Source organism: Caballeronia sp. SL2Y3 (genome assembly GCF_022879575.1).
In the GTDB taxonomy this organism is placed as follows: domain Bacteria; phylum Pseudomonadota; class Gammaproteobacteria; order Burkholderiales; family Burkholderiaceae; genus Caballeronia.
The window spans coordinates 2016230-2032924 of sequence record NZ_CP084260.1 but is presented as its reverse complement, the minus strand read 5'-3'; the positions used below and the strand labels follow the sequence as shown (position 1 = coordinate 2032924).

Annotated in this window: 14 protein-coding genes; 7 read left to right on the top strand and 7 right to left on the bottom strand. The window is 65.7% G+C overall.

Translation table 11 applies throughout. The annotated features are described in order from the left end of the window. Window positions 1–53 precede the first annotated feature (53 nt). A complete protein-coding gene (locus tag LDZ26_RS09595; protein ID WP_244847014.1) occupies window positions 54–830 on the bottom strand; it encodes an SDR family oxidoreductase in 777 nt (258 codons plus the stop codon). Between the two features lie 11 nt (window positions 831–841). Further along, the gene (locus LDZ26_RS09590; RefSeq protein ID WP_244849141.1) at window positions 842–2281 is read right to left on the bottom strand and encodes an aldehyde dehydrogenase family protein; all 1440 of its coding nucleotides are present in this window, start codon (window positions 2279–2281) and stop codon (window positions 842–844) included. A gap of 188 nt (window positions 2282–2469) precedes the next feature. On the opposite strand from LDZ26_RS09590, the gene ppa reads away from it, so the two are divergent. Beyond that, window positions 2470–2997, top strand: a complete 528-nt coding sequence (gene ppa, locus LDZ26_RS09585; RefSeq protein WP_175944678.1) for an inorganic diphosphatase — start codon at window positions 2470–2472, stop codon at window positions 2995–2997. A gap of 88 nt (window positions 2998–3085) precedes the next feature. On the opposite strand, the gene LDZ26_RS09580 is transcribed toward ppa, so the two are convergent. Further along, window positions 3086–3370, bottom strand: coding sequence for a GIY-YIG nuclease family protein (locus LDZ26_RS09580; RefSeq protein ID WP_244847013.1), 285 nt, complete (start codon window positions 3368–3370; stop codon window positions 3086–3088). Window positions 3371–3518: 148 nt separating this feature from the next. On the opposite strand from LDZ26_RS09580, the gene LDZ26_RS09575 reads away from it, so the two are divergent. The 5 genes from LDZ26_RS09575 to LDZ26_RS09555 all read left to right on the top strand — a co-directional run bounded on the left by LDZ26_RS09575 (window position 3519) and on the right by LDZ26_RS09555 (window position 10702). Then, complete coding sequence (locus LDZ26_RS09575; protein WP_244847012.1) at window positions 3519–4661, top strand: GNAT family N-acetyltransferase; 1143 nt, start codon at window positions 3519–3521, stop codon at window positions 4659–4661. A gap of 69 nt (window positions 4662–4730) precedes the next feature. Then, complete coding sequence (locus LDZ26_RS09570) at window positions 4731–6785, top strand: NAD(+) synthase (RefSeq protein WP_244847011.1); 2055 nt, start codon at window positions 4731–4733, stop codon at window positions 6783–6785. Between the two features lie 127 nt (window positions 6786–6912). Further along, window positions 6913–7251: a P-II family nitrogen regulator gene (gene glnK / locus LDZ26_RS09565; protein WP_008342452.1), complete on the top strand. Its 339-nt coding sequence runs from the start codon at window positions 6913–6915 to the stop codon at window positions 7249–7251. Window positions 7252–7368: 117 nt separating this feature from the next. After that, on the top strand, window positions 7369–9126 hold the full coding sequence (locus tag LDZ26_RS09560) for a cation:proton antiporter (RefSeq protein WP_244847010.1): 1758 nt from the start codon (window positions 7369–7371) through the stop codon (window positions 9124–9126). A gap of 136 nt (window positions 9127–9262) precedes the next feature. Next, complete coding sequence (locus LDZ26_RS09555) at window positions 9263–10702, top strand: gamma-glutamyl-gamma-aminobutyrate hydrolase family protein (RefSeq protein WP_244847008.1); 1440 nt, start codon at window positions 9263–9265, stop codon at window positions 10700–10702. A gap of 72 nt (window positions 10703–10774) precedes the next feature. Here LDZ26_RS09555 and LDZ26_RS09550 read toward each other — a convergent pair whose 3' ends face one another. The 3 genes from LDZ26_RS09550 to LDZ26_RS09540 all read right to left on the bottom strand — a co-directional run bounded on the left by LDZ26_RS09550 (window position 10775) and on the right by LDZ26_RS09540 (window position 13273). After that, the gene (locus tag LDZ26_RS09550; protein ID WP_244847007.1) at window positions 10775–11467 is read right to left on the bottom strand and encodes a DUF2968 domain-containing protein; all 693 of its coding nucleotides are present in this window, start codon (window positions 11465–11467) and stop codon (window positions 10775–10777) included. A 47-nt stretch (window positions 11468–11514) separates the two neighbouring features. Then, window positions 11515–12519 carry a hypothetical protein gene (locus LDZ26_RS09545; protein WP_244847006.1) on the bottom strand — a complete coding sequence of 335 codons (1005 nt, stop codon included), beginning with the start codon at window positions 12517–12519 and terminating at the stop codon, window positions 11515–11517. A 235-nt stretch (window positions 12520–12754) separates the two neighbouring features. Beyond that, window positions 12755–13273 carry a GNAT family N-acetyltransferase gene (locus LDZ26_RS09540; protein WP_244847004.1) on the bottom strand — a complete coding sequence of 173 codons (519 nt, stop codon included), beginning with the start codon at window positions 13271–13273 and terminating at the stop codon, window positions 12755–12757. A gap of 187 nt (window positions 13274–13460) precedes the next feature. On the opposite strand from LDZ26_RS09540, the gene LDZ26_RS09535 reads away from it, so the two are divergent. Continuing rightward, a complete protein-coding gene (locus tag LDZ26_RS09535; RefSeq protein ID WP_244847002.1) occupies window positions 13461–14756 on the top strand; it encodes an MFS transporter in 1296 nt (431 codons plus the stop codon). A gap of 75 nt (window positions 14757–14831) precedes the next feature. On the opposite strand, the gene LDZ26_RS09530 is transcribed toward LDZ26_RS09535, so the two are convergent. Further along, window positions 14832–16682 (bottom strand): tetratricopeptide repeat protein, encoded by a 1851-nt coding sequence (locus tag LDZ26_RS09530; RefSeq protein ID WP_244847001.1) that lies wholly within the window; start codon window positions 16680–16682, stop codon window positions 14832–14834. Window positions 16683–16695 lie beyond the last annotated feature (13 nt).

The window sequence follows — 16695 nt, the reverse complement described above, 5'->3', positions numbered from 1 at the left end:
CGCTGCCGCGCAGCGTGCGATGCAAGCCCGGCACCCTGCACCCCCCCCAACCCTCAAACACACCTCCCCCCATCCACCTCCAGCGCCACCCCCGTAATAAACTCCGCATCATCCGAAGCCAGATAAAGCGCCGCATTCGCAATATCCTGCGGCGTCGACAAGCGCCCGAGCGGAATCGTCGCGAGAAACTTCTGGCGATTCGCGGGCGTATCCTCCATGCCCATGAATTCGGACAGCAACCCGGTCTCGCCCATCACCGGATTGATGCAATTCACGCGAATGCGGTCCGGGCCCAGTTCCACCGCCAGCGCCTTGCTCGCGACGATCACCGCTGCCTTGCTGCCGTTGTACCAGACGAGGCCGGGACGCGGCCGCACGCCCGCCGTCGATGCAATGTTGATGAACGCACCGCCGCCTTGCTCGCGAAAGTACGGCACGAACTGCTCGACGCTCCAGTAGATGCTCTTCACGTTCACCGCATACACGCGGTCGAACTCGGCCTCGGTGACATCCAGCACCGGCTTGTTACGGTGCGTCGTGCCCGCGTTGTTCACGACCACCTGCACGCTGCCGAAGTCCTGAATCGCGGCATCGAAAAGCGCCTGCCAGTCCGCGCGCTTCGTGACGTCGCCCGTGACCGCGATCGCGCGTCCATGCGTCGCCGATGACGACGACCCGAGCGCGATCTCGCTCGCCACGCGTTCGGCCGCCGGGCCGTTCAGATCGTTGACCACCACGTTCGCGCCTTCGCGTGCGAACGTCTTCGCAATGCCTTCGCCGAAACCCGAGCCCGCGCCCGTCACGATCACCGTTTTGCCTTGCAGTCGCATGTCGTCTCCTTTTATCCGTGTTTGATGGCAATAGTCTTGAGCGTCGTGAAGCCATACAGCGCCTCGAAGCCTTTCTCGCGTCCGTGTCCCGAATGCTTGACGCCGCCGAACGGCAATTCGATGCCGCCGCCCGCGCCATAGTTGTTAATGAACACTTGTCCCGAGCGCACGCGGCGCGCAAGACGCATCTGCCGCGCGCCGTCGCGTGTCCAGATGGCCGCGACGAGGCCGTAGTCCGTGCCGTTCGCGAGCCTGAGCGCGTCGGCTTCGTCGTCGAAGGGCATCGCGGCGAGCACCGGGCCGAACACTTCCTCGCGCGCCAGGCGATGCGTCGGCGGCACGTCGCGCAAAAGCGTCGGCGCCTGATAGAAGCCCGCTTCGGGCGCATCGGCGACGACTTCGCCATGCGCGGCCATCGCGATGCCGTCGTGCTGCGCATCGGAGAGAAAGTCCCACACGCGCTGCTGCTGCTTCGCGCTGATGAGCGGGCCGCAGTCCAGATCGAGCGCGCTCGGTCCGACCTTCAGCGCAGCGAACGCCGTTGATAACCGGTCGATGAGCGGCTCGTAAGCCGCGCGTTCGATCAGCACGCGGCTGCCCGCCGAGCACGTCTGTCCCGCGTTCTGCACGATGGCCGCGACGAGCACGGGCAGGGCGGCGTCGAAGTCCGCATCGGCGAAAACGATCTGCGGCGACTTGCCGCCCAGCTCCAGCGTGACGGGTACGTGGTTGTCGGCGGCCATCTTGGTGACCGCCGCGCCCGTCGCGGGGGAGCCCGTGAACGAAATGTGATCGATGCCCGGATGACGCGCGAGCGCCGCGCCGGCTTCGTGGCCGTAGCCGGTGACGATGTTGAGCGCGCCATCGGGCAGGCCCGCTTCGGCGGCGAGTTCGGCGACGCGCAACAGCGAGAGGCACGCGTCCTCGGCAGGCTTCACGACGCACGCGTTGCCGGTGGCGAGCGCCGCGCCGACGCTGCGCCCGAAGATCTGCAGCGGATAGTTCCACGGCACGATGTGCCCGGTCACGCCATGCGGCTCGCGGATGGTCAGCACCGTGAAGCCGGACTGATACGGCAGCGTCTCGCCGTGCAGCTTGTCGGCGGCGCCCGCGTAGAACTCGAAATAGCGCGCGATGCCGGTGGCATCGGCGCGCGCCTGCTTGAGCGGCTTGCCGGTGTCGCGCGCCTCGATCTGCGCGATTTCCTCGTGGCACGCGGCAATCAGCATCGAGAGCCGCGCGAGAATGCGGCCGCGCTCGGCTGCGCTCGTCGCGCCCCAGACGCCGTCGTATGCCGCGCGCGCCGCGCTCACGGCGCGGTCGATGTCCGCGCTCGTGCCGCGCGCAAGCTCCGCGAACACTTGCCCGTCGGATGGATCGACCACGGGAATCGTCTCTCCGCCCGATGCGGCGATCCATCGGTTGCCGATGAAATGCTTCGCTTCCTCCATGCGCGTCTCCTTGTCGGTTCGTTCGCTCACTGTGGTCGAATCGATTATCACGCACCCGGGCCGCCGGGCGCCTTTGGCTATAATGCCTGAGTGTCTCACCTGGCAGCGCCCGCGTTCCATTCGTGACGCGTCCGAACGCGCCGCACGCAATTCCCGGTTTCCGAACTCAACTTCTCCAGAGAGTGCTCATGAGCTTCAATAACGTACCTCCCGGCCGTGATCTCCCGCAGGATTTCAACGTCATCATCGAAATTCCCGCGCAAAGCGATCCGGTCAAATACGAAGCGGACAAGGACATGGGCCTGCTCGTCGTCGATCGTTTCATCGGCACCGGCATGCGCTATCCGGCCAACTACGGCTTCATTCCGCAGACGCTGTCGGGCGACGGCGATCCGGTCGACGTGCTCGTCATCACGCCGTATCCGCTGCTCGCGGGTTCGGTCGTGCGCGCGCGCGCGCTCGGCATGCTGCAGATGACCGACGAATCGGGCGTGGACGCCAAGCTCATCGCCGTGCCGCACGACAAGGTCTGCCCGATGACGGCGAACCTCAAGTCCGTGGACGACGTGCCCGAATTCCTGAAGGATCAGATCAAGCACTTCTTCGAGCAGTACAAGGCGCTCGAAAAGGGCAAGTGGGTGAAGGTGGAAGGCTGGGCGGGCATCGACGCCGCGCACAAGGAAATCACGGAAGGCATCGCGAATTACAAGAAGTAAGCGCGGAACTTTCCCGCGTTGTGATCAGACGCCGCCGTCCGCTCGCCGGGCGCGCGGCGTTTTGTTTTGATGCGCGGTCGTGATTCCATCAGCCGGTTTCCGCGCGCGGCAGCACCGAGTCCAGCGTGCGTTCGCCCGCGATCAACGCGCGCTTCTGCTGCACCGGCAGGCGTTTGACCCAGTACTCGGCGCGCGATGCCTCCGATCTTCCCGCCACCTCGAACGACGCGACCACGCGCAGCGGTTTCTTCGCCCGCGTATAGCGCGCGCCCTTGCCGGTCGCGTGCGCGGTGAAGCGCGCTTCGACATCCGTCGCGATGCCGGTGTAGAGACTACCGTCGTCGCATTCGATCAGATAGAGAAACCACGGCATCGCGTGTTTTACGGCTCGCAGACTTCGATGCCGCGCATTATCGCCGATGCAGCCGCGCGAGCACGCCGACGCCTTCGCGCGAGTTGCGCGAGAATAGCCGCTTTCGGGCGCGCGAGCGCCCATCGGTCCATTCTGCGAGGGTGCCTGTTTGAATCGCGAGATCGAAATTCATGTGGTCGATTCGCTCGACGACATTCCGGCCGACGACTGGAACCGGCTCGCCGGCGACAATCCGTTCGTGCGGCACGGCTTCTTGTCCGCGTTGCAAGAGACGCAATGCGCGGTCAAGCGCACCGGCTGGCGCGCGCATCATCTGATTCTGGAGCGCGGCGGGCAGTTTGCAGGCGCGATGCCGCTTTATCTGAAGTCGCATTCGCGCGGCGAATACGTGTTCGATCACGCGTGGGCCGACGCGTTCGAGCGGCACGGCCTGCGCTATTACCCGAAGGCGCTGTCGGCGGTGCCGTTTTCGCCGGTGACCGGGCCGCGGCTCATTGCCGCCGAGCACGAGGACCGCGTGCTGCTGGCGCGCGGCGCAATCGAGCTGACGCGCCGGCTCGACATCTCGTCGCTGCACGTTTTGTTTCCGCACGCGCAGGACATCGAGGCGCTCACGGACGCTGGCTACATGCTGCGCGAGGGCGTGCAGTTCCACTGGGAGAATCTGCCCGGCGACGGTTATGCGAGCTTCGACGCATTCCTCGCGACGATGAGCCACGACAAGCGCAAGAAGGTCAAGCAGGATCGCCGCCGCGTGATGGAGGCGGGCGTCACGTACACGTGGCTGCGCGGCGCGCAAATCGACGAGCGCGCGCTCGACTTCTTCTATGACTGCTACGAGAACACGTACCGCGAGCACTGGAACGCGCCGTATCTGTCGCGCGAATTCTTCGGCCGGATTCATGCGGATGCGCCTGAAAGCATGCTGCTCGTGATCGCCGAAGCGGACGGCCAGCGGCTCGCATGCGCGCTCGATATGATCGGCGGCGACGTCATGTATGGCCGCTACTGGGGCACGCGCGAGTTCATCTCGGGGCTGCACTTCGAGACGTGCTACATGCAGGGCATCGCGTATTGCATCGAGCATCGGCTCGCGCGCTTCGAAGGCGGCGCGCAGGGCGTGCACAAGATGTCGCGCGGGCTTCTGCCGACGCCGACGTGGTCCGCGCACTGGATCGCGGACGAGCGGTTCCGCGAAGCCATCGCCGAGTTTCTCGATGCCGAAACCGAAGCGATGGATCAGCACATCGAAGAGCTCGAAGCGCACACGCCGTTCAGAAAGAAGGGCTAGAACTGCGATAATCGTTGCGGCTCTTCCCACGTCCAAACAACGCTCCACGCGCCGAAGGTAACGACGACCATGAGCAAGAACTTCTTCAATCTGTATAGCCACGACTTCGCGCGCGTCGCGGTCGCCATTCCGAACTGCAAGGTCGCCGATCCCGCGTTCAACGCGGCGGGGACCATCGAACTTGCAGAGCAGGCGGCGGCGCGCGGCGCGGTGCTCGTCGCGTTTCCCGAACTGGGATTGTCCGCTTATAGCTGCGACGATCTCTTTCATCAGCGCGCCTTGCTCGACGCCTGCAAAGACGCGCTGCAAAGCATCGTCGATGCATCGAAGTCGCTCAAGGTCGCGATGATCGTCGGCATGCCGCTGCTCATCGAGCACAAGCTCTTCAACTGCGCGGTCGTGATCGCGGATGGCGTCATTCGCGGCGTCGTGCCGAAGAGCTATCTGCCGAACTACGGCGAGTTCTACGAAGCGCGGCAGTTCAGTCCCGCCGATGCCGCGACCACGCATACCGTCTCGCTGTGCGGGCAGGAAGCGCCCTTCGGCGCGTCGCTGCTGTTTCAGATCAAGAACTTGCCGCTTTTCCGCTTTCACGTCGAGATTTGCGAGGACGTGTGGGTGCCCATTCCGCCGTCGTCGTTCGCGGCGCTCGCGGGCGCGACGGTGCTCGTCAATCTGTCGGCGTCGAATATCGTCGTGGGCAAGTCGGCGTATCGGCATCAGCTGGTCGGCCAGCAGTCCGCGCGCTGTATCGCCGCGTATCTCTACACATCGGCGGGCGAGGGCGAATCGACCACGGATCTCGCATGGGACGGGCAGGGCCTGATCTATGAGAACGGCGAGATGCTCGCGGAATCGGAGCGATTCGCGGGCGAGTCGCACATCATCTTTGCCGATGTGGATCTCGAACGCCTCTCGCGCGAACGCATGCGGCAAACCACGTTCGGCCGATCGACGCAGCGGCACGCCGACGAAGTCGCGCAGTTCCGCGTGGTCGAATTCGATTTGCCGGCGCCCGTGGACGGCACCTTGCCGCTCGAACGCCGCGTGCAGCGTTTCCCGTACGTGCCGGCGGATGCCGCCCGCCGCGACGCGCGATGCAACGAGGTCTACAACATCCAGGTGCAGGCGCTGCTGCAACGGCTGCGCTCGTCGGGCATTTCGAAGGTCGTCATCGGTGTGTCCGGCGGACTCGACTCGACGCATGCGCTGCTCGTGTGCGCGAAAGCGATGGACCGCCTCGGCCTGCCGCGCTCGAACATCCTCGCCTACACGATGCCGGGCTTCGCGACGAGCGAGCGCACGCTCAGGCAGGCGCGCGAGTTGATGGAAGTGATCGGCTGCACGGCGGAAGAGATCGACATCCGCCCGAGCTGCACGCAGATGCTCGCCGATATCGGCCATCCGCATAGCGAGGACAATCAGCAATACGACATCACGTACGAGAACGTGCAGGCCGGCGAGCGCACGAGCCATCTTTTCAGGCTCGCAAATTTCCATAACGCGATCGTCGTCGGAACGGGCGATCTGAGCGAGCTTGCGCTCGGATGGTGCACGTACGGCGTGGGCGATCACATGTCGCACTACAACGTCAACGCGAGCGTGCCGAAGACGCTCATCACGCATCTGGTGCGGTGGGTCGCGGAGTCGGGCCAGATCGGCGATGCGGGCAGCGACGTGCTGGAGAACGTCCTCGCCACGGACATCAGCCCCGAGCTCATCCCGGGCAAGGCGAGCGGCGCGCTCGAACAGAAGACGGAGAGCGTGATCGGGCCGTACGAGTTGCAGGACTTCAACCTGTACTACACGGTCCGCTTCGGCTTCGCGCCGTCGAAGGTCGCGTTCCTCGCGTTCACGGCATGGCGCGACCGCGAGGCGGGCGCGTGGCCGGAAGGTCGGAACGTCGCGCGCAATCAGTACGGGCTCGCGGACATTCGCAAGAACCTGCGCATTTTTCTCGACCGGTTCTTCCGCACGAGCCAGTTCAAGCGTTCGTGCATACCGAATGCACCGAAGGTGGGCTCGGGCGGCTCGCTTTCGCCGCGCGGCGACTGGCGCGCGCCGAGCGATTCGCAGGCAACGGTCTGGCTCAACGATCTCGAACGCGTGCCGGAGAGCGAGTGAGCGCAAGGGCGGTTATCGCGGTTAACCAGGCCGATGACTCGATGAAAGGCGGCTAGAATCGAAGGCATCGGTCGCGCGAGCGACGACCCTTTCCCTGAACCGTCTGTTTTCCGAAGCGAGGTCCGCCATGAAACGCATCACCGCCATCATCAAACCGTTCAAGCTCGACGAAGTTCGCGAGGCGCTCGCCGAAGTCGGGCTGACGGGCTTGACGGTCACGGAAGTCAAGGGCTTCGGACGCCAAAAAGGGCACACCGAGCTCTATCGTGGTGCGGAGTACGTGGTGGACTTCCTGCCGAAGGTGAAGATCGAAGTCGTCGTCGCGAACGATCAGACCGATCAGGTCATCGACGCGATCATCGGCGCGGCGCGCACTGGCAAGATCGGCGACGGCAAGATCTTCGTGGCGGACGTCGAGCGCGTGATCCGCATCCGCACCGGCGAGGAGAACGAAGCGGCGGTCTGATCGTCCCACGCATCTCGCCTGCCACGCCCGCTCACCGTAGCGGGCGTTCGTTTTCGACGGCGGCGCATCGCCTGCTGTAACATCGACTGCCTATAATCTTCTTGTAAGGATCAGTCGATGCACCACGCGATCGGCTTCATTCAGGATCTCGCCGTCATCATGGCGATCGCGGGCGTCGTGACGGTGCTGTTTCATCGCCTGCGGCAGCCGGTCGTGCTGGGCTACATCGTGGCGGGCGTCATCATCGGGCCGTACACGCCGCCGTTCCAACTCATCAACGACGAAGCCACCATTCAGACGCTCGGCGAACTGGGCGTCGTGTTCCTGATGTTTTCGCTCGGGCTCGAATTCAGCCTGCGCAAGCTCTTTCGCGTCGGCGCGACGGCGTTCGTCGCGGCGCTGTCCGAGATCGTGCTGATGATCTGGATCGGCTACGAAATCGGCCGCTGGTTCGGCTGGAGCGCGATGGATTCGCTCTTTCTCGGCGCGATGCTCGCCATCTCTTCGACCACGATCATCGTGAAGGCGCTCTCGGAACTCGGGCTGAAAAGCGAGGGCTTCGCGCAACTCGTGTTCGGCATTCTGATCGTCGAGGACATTCTCGCCATCGCGATGCTCGTGCTGCTGTCGGGCATCGCCCAGACGGGTTCGGTGAGCGCAGGCGTGGCAGCCGTGACGCTCGGCAAGCTGCTGCTCTTCATGACGGTGTCGCTCGTGGTCGGCATCGTGGTCGTGCCGCGCGCGCTCGATTACGTGGCGCGTTCAAAAAGCGACGAGGTGCTGCTCGTCACGGTGCTGGGCTTCTGCTTCGGCTTCTGTCTGCTGGTCGTCAAGCTCGATTATTCGATCGCGCTCGGCGCGTTCCTGATCGGCGCGATCATGGCCGAATCGAAGCACCTCGCGCGCATCGAGCATCTGATCGCGCCGGTGCGCGACATGTTCTCCGCGATCTTCTTCGTGACCATCGGGCTCCTGCTGAATCCGTCGGTGCTGGTCGATTACGCGTGGCCGATCGGCGTCATCACGGTGGCGGTGGTGCTCGGCAAGATCGTGTCGTGCGGGCTCGGCAGCTTTCTCGCGGGCAAGGACGGACGCACCGCGATGCGCGTCGGCATGAGCGTCGCGCAGATCGGCGAGTTCTCGTTCATCATCGCGTCGCTCGGGCTGTCGCTGAAAGTGACGAGCAGCTTTCTCTATCCGATCGCGGTGGCCGTCTCCGCGCTGACGACGCTCTCCACGCCGTATCTGATGCGCGCCGCCGATCCGCTCACGCTGCGCCTCGCGCGCGCGATGCCCGCGCCGCTCGCGCACACGTTCGGCGCCTATTCGCAATGGCTCGCGAGCCTCGCGCCGGCCGCCGAGGGCGCGACGCTCGTCGCGATGACGAGGCGTATCGTGCTGCAGATCGCCGTGAATCTGGCGCTCGTCGCGGCGATCTTTCTTGGTGCATCGTATGCGGCGCCGTTTGCGTCGAGCCATCTCGCGCGCTGGCTCGAAACGGACAACGCGCAGCGCGTGGTGCTGTGGAGCGCCGCGCTCGTCATTGCGCTGCCGTTTCTGGTCGCGGTGTATCGCAAGCTGGAATCGCTCGCGCTGCTGCTCGCGGAAGTGAGCGTGCAGCCGGCCAAAGCCGGGCGCTTCACGCACGCCATCCGCTCGGCCGTCTCGGGCCTGATTCCGATTGTCGCGATGTTCGGCGTCTTTCTGCTCGTCGCGGCGCTGTCGGGCGGCATCCTCCCGCCGTTCGGCCTGATGCTCGGCGTGCTGCTGTGCGTGGCGCTCCTTTTGACCGTCTTGTGGCGCTGGTGCGTGAAGATCCACGCGACCCTGCAGATCGCGTTGCGCGAGACGCTGCAGGAACCGCGCGATCACTGAGCACGCTCACTGAGCGCGTGACATCGCTCGCGATAATGTGAGCAAATGTGTGCTGGTTTGCTTCACCGCGTTCGATGGGCGGATAATCGAAGCCTCTCCATTCTCCTAGTGGCGCTTTTGTGCGCCTGACATCGGGATGAGCGAAAAGAACACGTCGAACGACTCGGGCATCACCGGCAACAACGACATTTCCAACACGGCGGCGTCGCGGGGCGCGGACGCATCCGCCGCCGCGCAGGCGAGCGCGCGGGCATCGACGGATACGCCTTCGAGCGCGTCCACCGTCGAGCCCGTGGACCGCAACGCGGCGCGGCGCGAAGAGGCGCAGCAAACCGCCCGCGATGCGCGCGCCCATGTTGCGAGCGCCACCGCCGCGCAGGAAGCCGCGGTTCGCGCGGCAAGTCCCGCAAGTCCGGCGACTGCGGCAAGTCCGGCACGCGCCGAACGTGTCGATGCCAAGACGAGCCTCGCGCAGAACCTCGAAGCCGCGACCGAAGCCGAGGCGCAAAGCACGCAGGCCGAAGCCGTGCTGCAAGCCGAGGCTGCATTAGAGGCCGAGGCGGAAGTCCAGGCCGAAGCCGCGCTCTCGCGGCCCGCCACCGGCCTGCCCCCGGAATTCACCGCCGCGCCGGATTTCGGCAAGTTCAATCCGCCGCCCATTCCGCCGCAGTCCGCCGCCGAGACGACGGCGGCCCAGCCCGCCTATCTGAAGACGTCCGATTCGGCGTGGTCGGTGTTCGGCCGCATCGTCGCGGCGCGGGCGCGGCAGATCTTCGACCGCGCCGGGCAGCGCATCACGCAACGCACGCTGCGCATCGGCGTCTCGGCACGCATCTTTCATCCGGAGCCGGGCGCGAAGGGCTTGCGCGGCAAGACGTTGCAGTATCTCGAGGAATCCATCGCGCACTGGGTCATGTCGCGCGACGTGCTGGTGTTCATGATTCCGACGGTCGGTCATCAGGGCATGCTGCATCCGAGCAATATTCGCCTGCGTGACTACGCGAAACATCTCGACGGCTTGCTGCTGCAAGGCGGCGCGGACGTCTCGCCGCAGTCGTACGAGGAAGTGACCACGCGCCCGGAATGGCCCGGCGACCGCGTGCGCGACATGTACGAACTGGAACTGCTGCACGAGTTCGTCGAATCGGGCAAGCCGGTGCTCGGCGTGTGCCGTGGCTGTCAGCTGATCAACGTGGCGTTCGGCGGGACGCTGTACGGCGACATCGCTACCGACGTCCCGACTGCCGGCATCCACGTCAACGAGCATTACGACCAGCATCGTCACTCCATCCGGTTTCCGGACGGCTCGTCGCTCGTCAACATGTTCCCGAACCAGCGCGAAGCAATCGTCAATTCGATCCACCATCAGGCCGTGCGGACGCTGGGCCGCGATCTGAACATCGAGGCGGTGTCGTCGTCGGACGGGATCATCGAGGCGGTGCGTTATCGCAAGGCGCCGTTCGTGGTGGGCGTGCAGTGGCACCCGGAGTTTCATCGCGCGGGCGGCGACGAACTGCTCGATTGCACGCCGCTTCTCGATACGTTCCTGCGCGTGGCGCGCGAAACGCGGTTCTAGGCGCGCGGGTTCTTCCGTGCAAAAGCACAAGGCCCGCTGCATCGAGCGGGCCTTGTGCTTTTTTGCTTGCGATCAGCGCAGCGGGGTCGGTGGCGCGGACGTCAGACCTGCCTCGGTCGCGCGCTGAAGCTGCTCGACTTGCTGCTGCAGCGCGCGCAGCTTGCGTTCCGCTTCGAGCTTGTCGGTTTGCAATGCGGCGGATTCCGCTTGCAGCTTCTGCTGACGCTCCGACACCTGCGAATCCTGCTGCTGCGCGAGCGCGAGATCCGCGGACAAGCGGCTCGCCCGGTTCGACGACACCGCGATCACGCGTTCGAGCAGCGCCGTCTGCGCCTGCAACTGCGCGCGGCGAATTTCGCCGTCCGCGAGTTCGTAGCTCTTGCGCGCGAACTGCGCGTAGAGCGCTTCGGCGCGGCTGGCGTCTTGTGTCTTGACCACGCGCCACAACTGCGTTTCCTGCTGAAGCGCGACGTAATAGACCATGTCCTTCGGCAGAAAGTAGAGCTTCGCGCCGTAGCTCGCGTTACGCGTGGCGCGCAGTTCCGTGACGCTGCCCGCCTGCACGAGCTCCTGCAATTCGGCCAGGTTGCCGGCGGTGGGCGCGGAGCCGTCCGCTTTCACGTTCGACAAGTCCTCGGCGGGCAGTTGCGCGAGCGACGCTTGCGCGGCGTTTGCGACGGGCGCGGCGAATGCGCTGGCGAATGCGCCGAGGACGGACAGAGCGACAGCGAGCGTCGCGGTACGGATAAAACGTGAGTGCTTCATGTTGGCGTGATGCCGATAAGGTTGGCGGGCGGCGCGGGCCGTCCTGGCTAGTTCGAGGGCGCGTCGGCCGAACGGTGGTCCGCTCGCGACACGGCGTTGCTGTCGAGCGTCGGCGAGTGCTGAAGCACGGCGTAGAGCGCCTCGACGTTCATCGCGTTCGTCACGTTCGTCGCGCTGGCGGATGCGTTGTGGCGCGGCTCGCCGGCTCGCGCAATGGTCTGTCTGCCGTGCGCCGTCGCAATGTGGGATGCACGCTTGCCCTGCGCCGCCGACGCCGCCGACGCCGCCACGCGCGTGTGCGCTTGCCGGCGCGACGCCTTGACCGGCGACGTCGAAGCGGTGCGCGCGACGCTGCGCCACTTCATGCCCGCGTGGCGGACGCCGACATGGGTCGCGACCGGTGGCGCGGCGCTGTTATCCACGTGCGATGCCGCCTGAACCGCGCTCGCCGGCGCCGGTTCCGCGGCAACGACTTTGGCTTCGACGCCTGAAGCCGCGTGCGCGACGATGCGCGTCGTTTCGACCATTGCGGGCGGCGTCGATTGAACCGGAGCCGCCGATGAGAGGGCCGCCGGTTCGTCGCTTGCCGGACGGTGCTGGTAGCCGAAGAGCAGCCACGCGATCAACGCGGCGCACGCAATGGCGATGGCCGTGCGAAGCGGCTTGTGCGAAGCGCCTGCGCGGCTTTGCTCGGAGACCGGCGCGCTGACCGCGATCGGAATGGGCGCCGCGCCGGCTGGCGTTTCCTTGCGATGCGCCGCCGACGGTTCGGCCGCCTGCATCAGCTGCAGCATCTTCCGGCGAATCTGGTCCTCCGAGAACACGCCCCACAGGCTCGCCGCGCGATACGGCGAACTCGCGTCCGACAGACGCGCTGCTTCGACGTAAGCGGTCTCGAAGCGCGCCGCGCTGATCGGAACTTCGGAGTCCGAGCGAACGGGGCGCGTAGGCGCGGGCGACCACTCGCGACCGAACGTCAGCGACGGATCGGCGAGGGGGCGCAGCGGCGGCAGGCCCAGCTTGCCTTCGATGGCGATCAGAGGTTCGGTCATGGAGATTCCAGAAGCATGGGGCAGCATGGGGCATGCACGCGGGACCGGGCCGCGTCCAGGCCCGGAGTGCGTCGCGCCCGGCGATGGACGGGGCTTCGGACGCGTCCTGCGGCAAAGCCGAAGTTGACCCGCGATCATACGAAACGCCCGCGCACCACGCGACAGGATTACTCCGAAAGACGAATTTTTATAGGACCGCTGATTGACGAATGCAGGTGGCTGTGGTTGCGAGTCGTCAGGCAAATGCGCGAACGTAACGAAGACAGACGACATCGACGCCGCCCAGCTTGTCCTCTTCGCGTGCTGAGCGCGTCCAGCCGCGCGATTCGTAGAAGCCGATGGCCGCCGTGTTGGCTTCGAGCACCGACAGATGCAATTGACGCGCGCCGCGCGCTCGCGCCCACGCGGCGGCGGCATCGAGCAGGACGCTGCCCACGCCGCAGCCGCGAAACGCCGGCAACGCGTGCAGATTGTCGATCAGCGCGCTGCCGGTTTCATCCGGCGTTTCGACGCATACGAAGCCGGCAGGCTCGCCACCCGACTCGGCGATCAGCACGCACCCCGCGCCGCTCACGATGTCCTTCATGCGCGTTTGCCAGTGTTCCGCTCGTTCAAGAGGCAACGCTTCGTCGAGGTAAGCGTCCGGAAGCATGCCGCGATACGACGACGCCCAGCTTCGCGTATGCATCGATGCAATCAACTCCGTATCGTCGACGCCCGCTTCACGCAGGCTCAATTGAGTGGGTGTAGGCATATAGTCGGCAAACAGTAAGGCTAAATTAATGATAGTAGACGGAAATTGCGCGAACTTCGTGCAGCAACGCATGTGCAGGCGTTAAGATCCCACTAGACCCACGCTTACAAATAATGTAACGGGTTAACCCTAAGAAATCGGGACTCGCGGCCTCGCGCCGTGCGCTCGCCAAGATTCGAGAAAGTTCATGTCCACGACCCACGTTGCACCCGCCAATGAATCGAAGTTCAAGACGGTTTTTCGCGTCGTCAGCGGAAACTTCCTTGAGATGTACGACTTCATGGTTTATGGCTATTACGCCTCGGCCATCGCCAAGACGTACTTCCCGAGCGGCAGCGATTTCGCTTCGCTCATGCTCGCATTGTCCGTCTTCGGCGCGGGCTTTTTGATGCGCCCGGTCGGCGCCATCGTGCTCGGCGCGTACATCGACCATCACGGCCGGCGCAAGGGCCTCATTCTCACGCTCACGTTGATGGCGATCGGCACCGCGTGCGTCGCGCTCGTGCCGGGCTACGCGACCATCGGCGCGCTCGCGCCGATCGTCGTGCTCGGCGGGCGGCTGCTGCAAGGCTTCTCGGCGGGCGTCGAACTGGGCGGCGTGTCGGTGTATTTGTCCGAAATCGCGACCAAGGGCAACAAGGGATTCTATTGCTCGTGGCAGTCCGGCAGCCAGCAGGTGGCGGTCGTGTTCGCGGCGCTCATCGGCGTCATCATGAACCGCGCGCTGCCGCCGGAGCAAATGGGCGCGTGGGGCTGGCGCGTGCCGTTCCTGATCGGCTGCCTGATCGTGCCGTTCCTCTTCATCATCCGCCGCTCGCTGCGTGAGACGGACGAGTTCCTCGCGAGAAAGCATCGCCCGGACATGGGCCAGATCGCGCGCTCGATCTTGCAGAACTGGCCGATCGTCATCGCCGGCATGGGCATGGTCATCATGACGACGGTGTCGTTCTACATGATCACCGCGTACACGCCGACCTTCGGCAAGGAAGTGCTGAAGCTGTCGGCCATCGACGCGCTCGTCGTCACGGTTTGCGTCGGTCTCTCGAACCTCGTGTGGCTGCCGGTGATGGGCGCGTTGTCCGACCGCATCGGCCGCCGTCCGGTGCTGCTCTTCTTCACCATCGCGACGATTCTCACGTCGTATCCGGCGGTGCAGTGGCTGGTCGCGGACCCGTCGTTCGCGCGCCTTCTGATGGTCGAACTGTGGCTCTCGTTCCTGTACGGCAGCTATAACGGCGCGATGGTCGTGGCGCTCACCGAAGTGATGCCGGTCGAAGTGCGCACCACCGGCTTCTCGATGGCCTACAGCCTCGCGACGACCATCGGCGGCTTCACGCCCGCCATCTCGACGTATCTGATCCACGCGACCGGCAACAAGGCCGCGCCGGGCCTGTGGATGGGTCTCGCCGCCGTGTGCGGACTGATCGCGACGCTCGTGCTGTATCGCTCGTCCGAGGCGCGCAACCAGTACAAGACCGCCTGAGTTCGTCGCGAACCTTCTGCGTAGAACGCCTCGCGTCCATGTGACGCGAGGCGTTTTTTACTGGCGCGACGGAAATCAGCCGCGCAATGCGGCCGCGACTTGTGCGACCACGCCGTGCCAGTCGCCGGGCGCGCGCTGCCGCACGAGTCGCGCGTTCGGATACCACGCGCTGCGCTCGTCATCGACGCCCCAGCGCCAGTCGGCCGCGAACGGCAGCATCACCCAGACCGGTTTGCCGAGCGCGCCCGCCAGATGCGCGACCGATGTATCGACGCTCACGACCGCGTCGAGCCGGTCGACGATCGCGCCGGTATCCGCGAAGTTTTCGAGCCTTCCTTCGAAGCGATGTATCGACTTGGCCTGCGGATGCGCGAGCAGCACCGCGCGTTCATCTTCGGTGAGAAACGGCTGAAGCACGATCCAGTCGATGCCTTCCAGCGCGAAGAGCGGCGCGAGCGCCTCGACGGGCGCCGAGCGCGTCTCGCCGGGCTGCAACCGCCCGGACCACGCGATGCCGATCTTGCGCTTCGCCTGACCGCCCAGCGAGCCGCGCCATTTGCGGCGGTAATCGGCGGGCACGACGAGATACGGCGTGCGCGCGGGAAGCGCGTCCGGCGACGTGACGCCGAGCGCGAGCGGCAGGCTCAGGAGCGGGCAGAACGCGTCGGCGGTTGCGAGGGGAGCATCCGCGCGGCTTCTCAGTTCGATGCGCGCCGCATGCGCGGCCGGTGCCAGCAGCGGCACGAGCGCGGGCTGCACTTCCAGCACCAGCTTGCCGACGCGCTTTGCCGCATACGCCGCGAAGCGCACGAACTGCAGCGTGTCGCCGAAGCCTTGCTCCGCGCGCACGAGCAGCGTGCGGCCGGGCAGCGGTTCGCCCCGCCAGCGCGGCAGCGGCGGCGCGTTTTCGCTGCCGGGCGTCTTCAGGCGCCATTCGTATTCGGGCAGGCCGCGTTCGTAGTCGCCGGTGGCAAGGAGCGCGAGTCCGCGATTCAGATGCGCCGCGGGCATCTCGGCATCGAGCCGCAACGCCTGATCGAACGCGCGGATCGCGGCGGCGTGCGCGGCGAGCGCGAGATGCGAATTGCCAAGACACAGCCACGCGACCGCGTATTTCGGATCAAGGCCGACGGCGCGCTCGTAACACTGCACGGCTTCGTCGTGACGGTTCAGCTTGGCGAGCGCGTGTCCGAGCCCGAAGTGCCCCGGCGCGAAGCGCGGCTGCAGGCGCACCGTCTTCTCTAGCGAGGGCAGCGCTTCTTCGGGATGGCCGCGCGAATCCAGCAGATTGCCGAGATTGAAATGCGCGGCGACGTAGTCCGGCTCGGCGTCGATGGCCGCGCGAAAGTGCGCGATCGCGCCGAGCGGATCGCCGAGCGCGTTCAGCGCCATGCCGAGGTTGTTGTGCGCGCCGGCGTGTCGCGGCCGCAGGGCGAGCGCGCGGCGAAACGCGCGCGCGGCGTCCTCGTGGCGCGACAGCGACGCCAGCGCGTTGCCGAAGTTGTTCCACGCGGCCGGATCGTTCGGTTGCGCGCGCAGCGCCTTTTCGAAGGCATCGGCGGCGTCTTCGTGGCGACCGAGCGCCGTGTACGCGTTGCCGAGGTTGTACTGCGCGAGCGGGAAACCGGGCGCGAGCGTGAGCGCATTGCGAAAGCGTTCGATAGCGTCGTCCAGACGCCCGAGCGCCTTCAGCGCGTTGCCGAGATTGAGCTGCAGGGCGGCGTCCGTCGGGCGCAGATCGACGGCGCGCGCGACGAGCGCCGCAGCTTCTTCGTGCTGTCCCTGTTGATGACGCAGCACGCCGAGATAGTGCAGTGCTTCGACGTGGGAGGGTTCGGCGGCGAGCGCGGCTTGATAGTCGCGTTCCGCTTCGGTCAGGCGGCCGTCACGATGGGCCGCGAAGCCGCGGGCGAATACGGTGTCCATGACGAAGAAATTT

Excerpts from the sequence above, each read along its gene's own strand:
- LDZ26_RS09580 (WP_244847013.1), bottom strand. The coding sequence starts at position 3,370 with ATGCCGTGGTTTCTCTATCTGATCGAATGCGACGACGGTAGTCTCTAC.
- LDZ26_RS09530 (WP_244847001.1), bottom strand. The coding sequence starts at position 16,682 with ATGGACACCGTATTCGCCCGCGGCTTCGCGGCCCATCGTGACGGCCGC.
- LDZ26_RS09595 (WP_244847014.1), bottom strand. The coding sequence starts at position 830 with ATGCGACTGCAAGGCAAAACGGTGATCGTGACGGGCGCGGGCTCGGGT.
- glnK (WP_008342452.1), top strand. The coding sequence starts at position 6,913 with ATGAAACGCATCACCGCCATCATCAAACCGTTCAAGCTCGACGAAGTT.
- LDZ26_RS09535 (WP_244847002.1), top strand. The coding sequence starts at position 13,461 with ATGTCCACGACCCACGTTGCACCCGCCAATGAATCGAAGTTCAAGACG.
- ppa (WP_175944678.1), top strand. The coding sequence starts at position 2,470 with ATGAGCTTCAATAACGTACCTCCCGGCCGTGATCTCCCGCAGGATTTC.
- LDZ26_RS09545 (WP_244847006.1), bottom strand. The coding sequence starts at position 12,519 with ATGACCGAACCTCTGATCGCCATCGAAGGCAAGCTGGGCCTGCCGCCG.
- LDZ26_RS09555 (WP_244847008.1), top strand. The coding sequence starts at position 9,263 with ATGAGCGAAAAGAACACGTCGAACGACTCGGGCATCACCGGCAACAAC.
- LDZ26_RS09560 (WP_244847010.1), top strand. The coding sequence starts at position 7,369 with ATGCACCACGCGATCGGCTTCATTCAGGATCTCGCCGTCATCATGGCG.
- LDZ26_RS09550 (WP_244847007.1), bottom strand. The coding sequence starts at position 11,467 with ATGAAGCACTCACGTTTTATCCGTACCGCGACGCTCGCTGTCGCTCTG.
- LDZ26_RS09570 (WP_244847011.1), top strand. The coding sequence starts at position 4,731 with ATGAGCAAGAACTTCTTCAATCTGTATAGCCACGACTTCGCGCGCGTC.
- LDZ26_RS09540 (WP_244847004.1), bottom strand. The coding sequence starts at position 13,273 with ATGCCTACACCCACTCAATTGAGCCTGCGTGAAGCGGGCGTCGACGAT.
- LDZ26_RS09590 (WP_244849141.1), bottom strand. The coding sequence starts at position 2,281 with ATGGAGGAAGCGAAGCATTTCATCGGCAACCGATGGATCGCCGCATCG.